Source organism: Acinetobacter sp. A1, assembly GCF_012371315.1.
Taxonomy (GTDB): domain Bacteria; phylum Pseudomonadota; class Gammaproteobacteria; order Pseudomonadales; family Moraxellaceae; genus Acinetobacter.
The window spans coordinates 59,905-69,355 of the sequence record NZ_JAAZQY010000014.1 but is presented as its reverse complement, the minus strand read 5'-3'; the positions used below and the strand labels follow the sequence as shown (position 1 = coordinate 69,355).

The window sequence follows — 9,451 nt, the reverse complement described above, 5'->3', positions numbered from 1 at the left end:
GACCATACGTTATAGTTGGCTGAGCAAGCATTTATTTGATACTTTGGATGAAGTACAAGATTATGCAACAAACTGGTAGTGGCATTACAACCATGAAAGACCACATCAAGCTAACAAAGGAGAGCCACCTCTAATGGCTGCTTAACCTCTACTTTTAACTTCGGTTATTTATGGGAGGATTACCCCACTAATCCAAATGCAATTATAGTGGCAGCTAAAATATACTTCATACTGTGTACCTTGTTTTTAAAAACTGAAGCAAATGAATAATAATTCTTATAATTTTATTAAAATAGATAGAATTACACTTTTATTACCAATTATTCACTTAAAATAATATTTTCGATTTTTAATAGAATAAGTGATAATAAGTTTTATTTAAAAATCATAGTGCATATTTAAGTGAAATCAACATAAACACACAATTTGAACTTTAAAAATATTGTACGCTCAACACAAATTTTATGTGTGAGATTCAGTATGGATAAAAATAAGACATTCGATGCTCAGTTTTTGCAGCAGCAATTTGAGCAATGGCATCAACTACATCAGCAATTAGAGAAAGCTCAGGAGCAATGGCAGGCAGCAGAAAAATTGTGGCAAGAATTACAGGAATATTACCAAAGTGAGCAATGGGTGATTGATTATGAAAATTCACCAGAATTAACATGTCGTGAAGGCGAGTATTCTATTTTGGCACAAGACACTTTATGGAATGCAATGGAAGAACGTAGACAACAGGCAATCACTTGGATGAAATTGGGTCTAAAGGTTGTTGAACAATAATGAATAGGTAAAACTGTTCAGCAGATTATATTTTTCTTAACATTGTCTGATATATAAAGCATGCTTAAGCATGGCTTAAGGACGTAACCATTATGAAAAAACGCTTTTATTTTCCAATAAGTGCGATATTTTTAGTTGCAATTACGGGTTGTAGCCAAAATTCTGACATGAAAGCTGTGGAGACTAAACCGGTGATACAAAACTGTGTACCTGAAGCCGCAGCGAAACTAGTTGGTAAAACTGAATTATCTGAAGCTGAAATTAAAGCGATCACACAAGCTGAAATTGTGCGTATGGTTGCCCCTGATCAACCTGTGACGATGGATTACCGCATGAATCGGGTCACGGTTGTAATTGATCCTAAAACAAGAATCATTGTTCAAGCATCTTGCGGATAGTCAATTTCATCCAATTTTTTAAATCAGACACACCCTGCAAATAGGACAAATTAGGTCTTATTATCAGGGTGTTTTTAATGTACTGATCTTTCTAAATATTCATACGACAGTGCTAAAATATGTCTAGCTTTAAAGCTATAGTGATAGATAAATTTTAGTCATTATAGGCAGGTTTTTAATATTTGAATCATTTTAGATCAGGTTAGACAATGTACTTAATCATGTGTTTGAAAAATCAAGGAAAAATAATTTAATGAACGCCTTGAATATATCGACACGCTTAGGTGGATTCTACTTTTTCTACTATGCAATCGTTGGCACCTTTCTTCCGTTTTGGAGTTTATATTTAGAAGATCAAGGCTTTAACTATCAGGAAATTGGTGTTCTATCTTCAATTGCTATTTTAACTCGCTTTTTTGCGCCTTTTATTTGGGGATGGATTGCCGATAAATCTGGCAAGCGTATGTTATTGGTACGCATTGCTACATGGATGGAAGCCTTTATATGGCTGCTGATTTTTATAGTTCCGAATAGCTTTCAGTCGATTGCTTTACTCATGCTCATTTTTAGTTTTTTTCAGAATGCTATTTTGGCGCAGTTTGAAGGCGTGACTTTATTTTGGCTAGGGGATAAACGTGCTGAATTATATGGAAAAGTACGTAAATGGGGCTCGGTTGGTTTTATTGTTGGGGTGTTTGGTATTGGTGCAATTTTAGAAATTATCCCAATTTCTATGCTGCCAATGCTATTACTCAGCATTTCACTTTTGGCATTTCTATGGTCATTTAGTATTCGGGAACCCAGCGCTGCACCTACATCACAAAAGCAACTTGAACCATTAATGCCTATTTTGAAGCGCCCGGTGGTGTATTCCTTTTTTATGATTGAGCTGGTTTTACTGTTTTCTCATGCACCATTTTATAGTTTTTACAGTAATTTTTTACATCAAGCGGGTTTTTCAACTACGCAGATTGGATTGTTGTGGTCGGTTGGTGTAATTGCAGAAATTATAATGTTCGCTTACGCCACATGGTTTTTACAGCGGTGGTCTTGGCGTGTTTTAGTCGCTTTTTGTTTAGTGGTTACAGCACTACGCTGGGTGATGGTTGGCTTATTTCCTAGTACTTTCATAGCACAGTTTTTCGCACAAAGCATTCATGCCTTTAGTTTTGGACTATTTCATATTATTGCGATGCGGGTAATTTTTCAGAATTTTTCTGCAGGGCAACAAGGTCGAGGACAAGCTCTATATAGCACGATGTGGGGCTTAGGTGTTGCATTGGGCAGTATTTTAGCAGGCCATTACTGGGATTTACTTTCTGGCGAGATGATTTTTATTTTTGCAGGATTATCAACATTAATTGGATTGGTGTTTATTTGGGGCTTACCTAAACAGGTAGAATCTACAGAAGTGCAAAAATCTTGATTTATACTATTTTTAAATTAAAAGCACGCAACTGAATTTTACAGTTGCGCTGCTTTTGCTGCGAAATCGCCCTGTATGAATGGGGCGTAGATTTATTAAATGCGAATTTTCGCGTATTGATCCCACCAAGGCTGTGCATATTCAAGTTGTGCCGCCAACTGTAATAAAATATCTTCACGCGCAAAGGGCGCAATAAACTGTGAACCTAAAGGCAAGTTATCTTTATTCCAATACAAAGGCACTGACATGGCAGGTAGTCCTGTAATATTGGCGAGTTGGGTAAATGGTACCCATTTTAGGTTCTCTTTAACAATACGATCTACCAACTTGCCTTGAGCCAGCCAATGAGCTTTACCCGCATGCAATAAGGTTTTTAAAATTGGTTTTTGCCATGCAGGCGTTTTGACCTCACCATTTTTAGGTGCAACAGATGCCGTGGCTGGAATTAAATACAGATCGTATTTCTCAAAAAAGTGATTCATTTGTGTGACATACACACCCCAGTTATTTAAATTACGAATGTAATCTACAGAAGATGTTTTTGCACCAAAGGCTGCCAAAGCCAAAGAATCTAGCTCAAAGTTATCTGATTTTTCAGGTAAACGTGTTTGAATTTCTGCAATTAAATAAGCAAACTGGCTAAACCATGTGGTAATAAAATCTTTAGCCAACTGCATTCCATCAATCGCAGGGCGGTCTTCAACCACTTCATGCCCTAAAGCCTGTAACAGTTTCACAGTTTGCTGAATGGCTTGAACTGCATCTTGTGAAACTGGCGTACCAATAGGTGATTGCGTGCAATAGGCAATGCGCAGTTTTTTAGGCGGCTTTTGAATCGCGTCTAAATAAAGACCTTTTGGTGCTTCAATTTTAAATAAAGAGTTGTAGTCTGGCCCATGAGTTGCATCAAGCATTGCAGCACTGTCTCGCACACTTTTGCTTAAAATATGCTGCATGGCTGCACCATGCATGGCCTCACTGGTATGAGGTCCCCACGGGGTGCGACCACGACTTGGCTTTAAGCCAAACAAACCACAGTATGAGGCTGGAATACGAATAGAGCCGCCACCATCACTGGCACCTGCAATTGGAACAATTCCTGCTACTACTGCCGAAGCTGAACCACCCGAAGAACCGCCACTATTATGTTTTAAATTCCATGGATTTTTACATGCCCCCCAAGCATCGGGTTCAGTTATTCCTTTAATGCCAAACTCAGGTGTGTTGGTACGACCAAAAGTGACAATACCACTATTTTCCCAACGATTCACAATTTCAGCATTTTCTTCTGCAAGATGGCCTGCACGTTTTAAGCCCTGACAGCCAAAAGAGATTGGATAACCTTTGTATTGTTGAAATAAATCTTTAACTAAAAAAGGTACACCTGCAAATGGGCCAGTCAGCTTTGCTTGGGTGCGCTGCCGTGCATGATCATGCATGGGGATGATAATGGCATTTAATTTTGGATTGGTTTGTTCGGCTCGGTCTAAGGCAATTTCTAGTAATTCTGATGCCTGAATTTCTTTTTTGGCCACCAATTTGGCTAATCCCAAAGCATCATATTGAAGATATTCTGCAAGTTTCATTTCAATCCTGAAAATTGTTATTGTCAAAATGATGTTGTATGCGATTTTGCTTTAAGATGCAAGAATGACCTGATTACGACCACGAGTTTTGGCTTGATAAAGAGCTTGATCGGCCTGATTAACAAGCTCTTGTAATGCCAATGTTGTGGGTAGGTTGCTGTGTGAAACCCCAATACTGACAGTAAGTGTAATCGGTTCACGCTGTGCTAATTTGAGTGGTGTTTCCGCTATACTACGACGGATTCTTTCTGCAATTTTTTCTGTTTCACTTAAGCTATTATTCTTAAGTAAGATAATAAATTCTTCACCACCGACGCGGCTAAATAAATCCGTTTCACGTAAGTTGCTTTTTACCAAAGCGACCAAATGTTGTAAGGCACGATCACCCACATAATGCCCATATTGATCATTCATTTGTTTAAAATGGTCAATATCCAACATGATTAATGAAATTGCACGATTTTTTCTGTCTTTTAAGGCAATTTCACTGAACTCGACAAAACTACGACGGTTGAGTGTTTCAGTTAGACTGTCGTGATTGGCGAGATATAAAACTTCTTGATAGAGCTGTCTGCGGTTTTGACTGATCACACATAAAAGTAAAGTTGCCAACGCTAAAATGATAAGCCCGACACGTATTGAAATAATCGTGGTTAAATAACTCGAATTTACTTCATCTAAAAACATGCCTGTAACACTATGGTAAAGCGTTAATGCCACCAAACTGTTAATTACAGATAAGTTAAATAAGCGATAGGTCGATGCCGCCCAAATTAAAGCTGCAAGCGGGTAGAGCAATGCACCTGGCCCATAAAAAATGTGTGTGCAGACAATAGAAAGTAATAGCGCCAAAAATGGCAAAGTGTCATAGACACGGATTTGCTTTAAATTTTGTAAATGTGTCGCGTGTTTAATTTTTTGCCAACTGGGTGCAGCCAAAATTAACGGCAGAATAATAACGGCATTGAGTACTTCACCCGACCACCAAGTAAAAAAATCAATCCAGCGATTTTCTACCAGCATAAAACTGTGCGGAAGATGCGGAATAACCGTGATTGCAGTGAGTGCGCCAAAGAAGCATCCACAAGTCACGCCAATAATATGTGGGTACAGTAAAGACACATTTTGGTGATTTATTGACAGCTTAGAACGTGCATAATCAAATAAAAACAAGCCACTCAATACAGCAATAAGATTAGAGAAAGTCAGTGCAAGGCTAATTAGTATGGAATTGCCGGTGACTAAATCTGCTACCATATAACCCGTAAATACGCCCAGTAAGCCTGCGGCATTTTTAAGGTTTGGAAAACGAATGAACAAGCCCAATAACAGCGCATTGGTTGGCCAAAAAAATGCAAAATAACTTAAGGGACGAGTAATAATACCCAGCAAACAGGCAAGAAAAACCAAAACCGCGAGCAGCACAAAGGCAAAAATCTGCCTTTGGAATGTAGATGGCGTTTGCGTCATGCTTAGGTCTTGCAAGGGATTACTCTCTGTATTGCAATTTGTTGATTAATGAACAAAAAAGCTTAATTTAGACAACATTTGAAACAAAAATGTGATCATAGCAAATAATCATGACCTATAAAGTTAAATAAATGTAAACTGCGTCACACTTTGGTGAAATAAAAATTGTTGAGTTATGTTTATAGATTCTGAATCAATTTAAAAGTATGCTAATTTGAGCAAATGGTTTATATCTATCAATAAATGTATGAAAAAAATATATCTAATGACAGCGTTTGTTTTATGTTCAACATTCGCAATTGCCAATGAAAATACATCAACTATTGATGCTACAAAATTAGCAACGGTTCAAACGGCACAGTCAGTACAGAATACAAATAAATTTCGCGTTGTAACACGTCCAGAAATTGTAGGACTGTGGGGTATGCAAATTCCCAATAATCGTAAATGCATTGAATATTATAATTTCAAAAGTAATAACGATGTGATCATCAAAAGTGGTCAGGAATGGTCTGCTGGGGTGTATGACTATCAACCATCTCAAGATCCTGCCAACCTGTTACCTGCCTTAATTTTACAAATTAAATATGACAATAACGAGGTCGATTGTTCAGGGCATCAGGAAGATCAAACTGGTGATATTTCACAGTATTTTGTGAAATGGAAAAATGCACATACCATTAATTTTTGTAGTAATGAAAAAGCAGAACAATGTTTTGCAACTTTGTATCGAGTTTTGCCTTAAACCAAGTGTAAAACCATTTAACTTGAGGATGTATTGAATAAAGGCGATTCATCCTCGTAAACGTGCATACAGTTAAATAACCTTTTAAAAATCAATCTAAAATTTATTGAATAACAAATTAAAAGCTCAATAATAAATTAGATGAGCACTTAAAAGACATCCTTCAAGTTTCTTAAATTGATAAGCGACTTGAAGGATGCTGCTTAGAAATCTGTACTAAAATTATTGTAAGAGAGTACTGACGTCTTTATTGTTTTCGCGTTTTTCCATGCCAAGTGCAAAAGTTGCGCTTGGATCAATCACAAATACACCAGCAGTGCGGTAGACAGCATTATCGCCCAGTGAAAATTCAGCTGAATTTTCGGTGTAGCCATAACCAAAGGCATTGCTCTTGCCAATTGGGCTATATAAACCATGTTTGATGGTTGAGGCATTAAACATACTGCTAAATTTTTTGGTGCTCATATAGGTATCTTTATATGAAGCGACATCAAAGGTATTAATCTGTTCTTGCATAGATTGATCTAAATTAAATGCAATACCTGAAAATGCACGCGCTTTGCTAAATCCTGTTAATGGGTTGTAGCTTGTTTGATCTACAACTCGTGTGCCAGCCATGAGCACATCTTGACTGAGCGAAGTAAACCATTGCCCGTGCTCTGAAAAGGCAATTTGAAGTTTGCTAAAAGATATTTCATCTTTGAGCGGATTCCCCTCAATTGAAAACTCGAAAATACGGCGGTTTTCATCAAGCATTTCAAATGAAGTCGGTATATCAATACGGCTTTCAGCAATACGATTGCTGGTCATTAATGAAGATTGTGGCTGCTGAATAGCGTACAGATCAAGCGTATTTTCATCTAATAGACGATATTTCAGGTTTTCAATGTGCATTGAGCCATTGCTTTGCGGCACAATATTGAATTGAATTTGAGCTGTTTTAAGCGCTGTTGCATCTTTATAACAACTGCCATTACATATTATAAGGCTGGCAATATACGTTTTAGCTTGTTCTGATGAAGTTAAAAAGTCTTGATAAGCCAACTTTCTTTCAGCACCACCAAAAGTGAACACAGCATCTTAAACTCAGGGTATTTGAGTTCTGATTCTGGTGTTACTGCAAGTTTAGCCTGAGCCAACATGTCTAAAGCTTGTGTAGTGGGCCTTGGTGCAGGATTGCTCACTGCTGTATCTATTGGCGCTATGGTTGTTGGCGCACCACTAGCTGCAGGTGCAGATGATGTAGATGAACCGCCACCGCCACATGCGGTGAGAAAAACCAAGGAGAATAAACTAAAAGGTAAAATATATTTCATAAGAAAAGAATCTATTCAGGAATAGATTAAGCAATCGTTAGTATAGGGAGGCGCATTATACAAATGGAAAAAAACAGGTTAAAACCCCGTAAAATGCTCAGGTTTTCTTGTAAATGCTTATAATACATGAACTTTCATATTTACTAGATAGATACATAAAGCCTAAGTCCTTCAGAAAGAAAAAATTATTTTGTGCATATTTCATATATACAAATGTATTTCAATATATAAAAATATTTTATCGTTCGATCAAAAATGGAACGAATGTTTGAGCCATGTGAGTGTTTGTCACGACAAAATCCAATATGGCTCAAGAACAGCTAGCTTGTTTATGCCTCGTCAATTTCTACAGGATTTAAGCTTTTTGTTGGCATGGCTTTAAAGGGGGGCACCAATTTGCTTTAAATCTGCACCCGATGGTGCTTGATACACTTTTAAGCCAAATTCAGGAATAATAGCCAAGAGGTGATCAAAAATATCTGACTGAATATTTTCATATTCTTTCCAAGCTGTAGTCTTGGTAAAGGCGTAAATTTCCAGAGGTAAGCCTTCGCTCGTGGGTTGTAATTGGCGAATGATTAATGACTGCGCCTGATTAATTCCAGGATGTTGTTTCAGGTAAAATTCAACATAGGCGCGAAATGTCCCTAAATTGGTTAAACGGCGTTGGTTGTATTGTGACTGATTCGCCAACTGCTGATTAAACTGCTCAATCTCTTCATTTTTGCTATGCAAATATTGATCTAATAACAAAAATTCTTTGAGTTTGCTTTGTTCATCTGCCGTCATAAAGTGCACAGAACTCTGATCCAGTAAAATGGCACGTTTAATGCGTCTAGCGCCAGCTTCTTGCATACCACGCCAGTTTTTAAAGGTATCAGTAATCAGTTTATTGGTTGGAATGGTGGTCAGGGTTTTATCCCAGTTTTGTACCGTAACGGTGTGTAATGACATATCAATGACATCGCCATCGGCATTTAAAGAGGGCATTTCAATCCAGTCGCCAATGCGTACCATGTCATAAGAAGAAATTTGTACCGAAGCAACCAAAGACAAGATTGTATTTTGGAAGACCAACATCAATACCGCAGCCATTGCACCAAAACCTGCAAGCAAGGTAAACACATCTTTTTTCAGGAAAGTACCTAAAATCATCAAGGCACAGACCACATAAATAATGAGTTTGACCAGTTGCAAATAGCCTTTGATTGGCTTGTTGCGTGATTTAGGGTTGCGCTGATAGAACAAATTGAAAATATTTAAAAATTCAGAAATGGCCAAGGCAATAGTCAGGAAGATAAATGCCTGTGCGCCCATTTGTATTAGGGTTTCGACTTTGTCAGATAAATGCGGCACGGTAGTAATGCCATTCATAATGATCAAAGCAGGCACAATGTTGGCAATACGGCGAATTACACTGTGTTGCGAGATAATTTCGCTATTGGCAAAGGTCATTTTAGAAATGAGTTTACGGATACCACGTACCGCAATTTGCTTGGCAATAAAGTTGGCCAAAATTGCCAATAGAATGACCAGACTGAGTGAGGTCAGCATCTCTAACCATGGGTATTGGTTATACCATTCCTGAATATTTTGAAATATGCGAAACTCTTGCAAAAGATCCTCTCTTTAAAGGGTTGAAGACTGCTACATTCAATTTGAACGATGATTCGCATTGCTGTGTAGAGTAAAACCCTCATGCTAAATCTATAAATTGTTAGATA

At 37.7% G+C, this 9,451-nt stretch carries 8 protein-coding genes and 2 pseudogenes; 5 read left to right on the top strand and 5 right to left on the bottom strand.

All coding sequences use genetic code 11. The features are described 5' to 3' along the window. From HHA41_RS07130 to HHA41_RS07115, 4 genes and pseudogenes are all read left to right on the top strand, one after another. Nucleotides 1-145: pseudogene (locus HHA41_RS07130) on the top strand (integrase core domain-containing protein); the annotation flags it as partial. Nucleotides 146-480: 335 nt separating this feature from the next. Further along, on the top strand, nucleotides 481-786 hold the full coding sequence (locus HHA41_RS07125) for a DUF4298 domain-containing protein (protein ID WP_168419494.1): 306 nt from the start codon (nucleotides 481-483) through the stop codon (nucleotides 784-786). Between the two features lie 203 nt (nucleotides 787-989). After that, nucleotides 990-1,184 (top strand): annotated as a pseudogene (locus HHA41_RS13230) (I78 family peptidase inhibitor); the annotation flags it as partial. A gap of 253 nt (nucleotides 1,185-1,437) precedes the next feature. After that, on the top strand, nucleotides 1,438-2,610 hold the full coding sequence (locus HHA41_RS07115; protein WP_168461153.1) for an MFS transporter: 1,173 nt from the start codon (nucleotides 1,438-1,440) through the stop codon (nucleotides 2,608-2,610). Nucleotides 2,611-2,705: 95 nt separating this feature from the next. Here HHA41_RS07115 and HHA41_RS07110 read toward each other — a convergent pair whose 3' ends face one another. Together HHA41_RS07110 and HHA41_RS07105 are read right to left on the bottom strand one after the other, a co-directional pair. Then, the gene (locus HHA41_RS07110) at nucleotides 2,706-4,196 is read right to left on the bottom strand and encodes an amidase family protein (protein WP_168419497.1); all 1,491 of its coding nucleotides are present in this window, start codon (nucleotides 4,194-4,196) and stop codon (nucleotides 2,706-2,708) included. A 51-nt stretch (nucleotides 4,197-4,247) separates the two neighbouring features. Then, nucleotides 4,248-5,666 carry a GGDEF domain-containing protein gene (locus HHA41_RS07105; RefSeq protein WP_168419498.1) on the bottom strand — a complete coding sequence of 473 codons (1,419 nt, stop codon included), beginning with the start codon at nucleotides 5,664-5,666 and terminating at the stop codon, nucleotides 4,248-4,250. A 247-nt stretch (nucleotides 5,667-5,913) separates the two neighbouring features. Here HHA41_RS07105 and HHA41_RS07100 point away from each other — a divergent pair, with 247 nt between their 5' ends. Next, complete coding sequence (locus HHA41_RS07100; RefSeq protein WP_168461151.1) at nucleotides 5,914-6,411, top strand: hypothetical protein; 498 nt, start codon at nucleotides 5,914-5,916, stop codon at nucleotides 6,409-6,411. Between the two features lie 222 nt (nucleotides 6,412-6,633). Here HHA41_RS07100 and HHA41_RS07095 read toward each other — a convergent pair whose 3' ends face one another. From HHA41_RS07095 to HHA41_RS07085, 3 genes are all read right to left on the bottom strand, one after another. Beyond that, nucleotides 6,634-7,455, bottom strand: a complete 822-nt coding sequence (locus tag HHA41_RS07095) for a hypothetical protein (protein WP_168461149.1) — start codon at nucleotides 7,453-7,455, stop codon at nucleotides 6,634-6,636. After that, nucleotides 7,434-7,727: a hypothetical protein gene (locus HHA41_RS07090; protein ID WP_168461147.1), complete on the bottom strand. Its 294-nt coding sequence runs from the start codon at nucleotides 7,725-7,727 to the stop codon at nucleotides 7,434-7,436. Before HHA41_RS07090 ends, HHA41_RS07095 begins: the two co-directional genes overlap by 22 nt. A gap of 378 nt (nucleotides 7,728-8,105) precedes the next feature. Then, on the bottom strand, nucleotides 8,106-9,344 hold the full coding sequence (locus tag HHA41_RS07085; RefSeq protein WP_168461145.1) for a mechanosensitive ion channel domain-containing protein: 1,239 nt from the start codon (nucleotides 9,342-9,344) through the stop codon (nucleotides 8,106-8,108). Nucleotides 9,345-9,451: the final 107 nt, after the last annotated feature.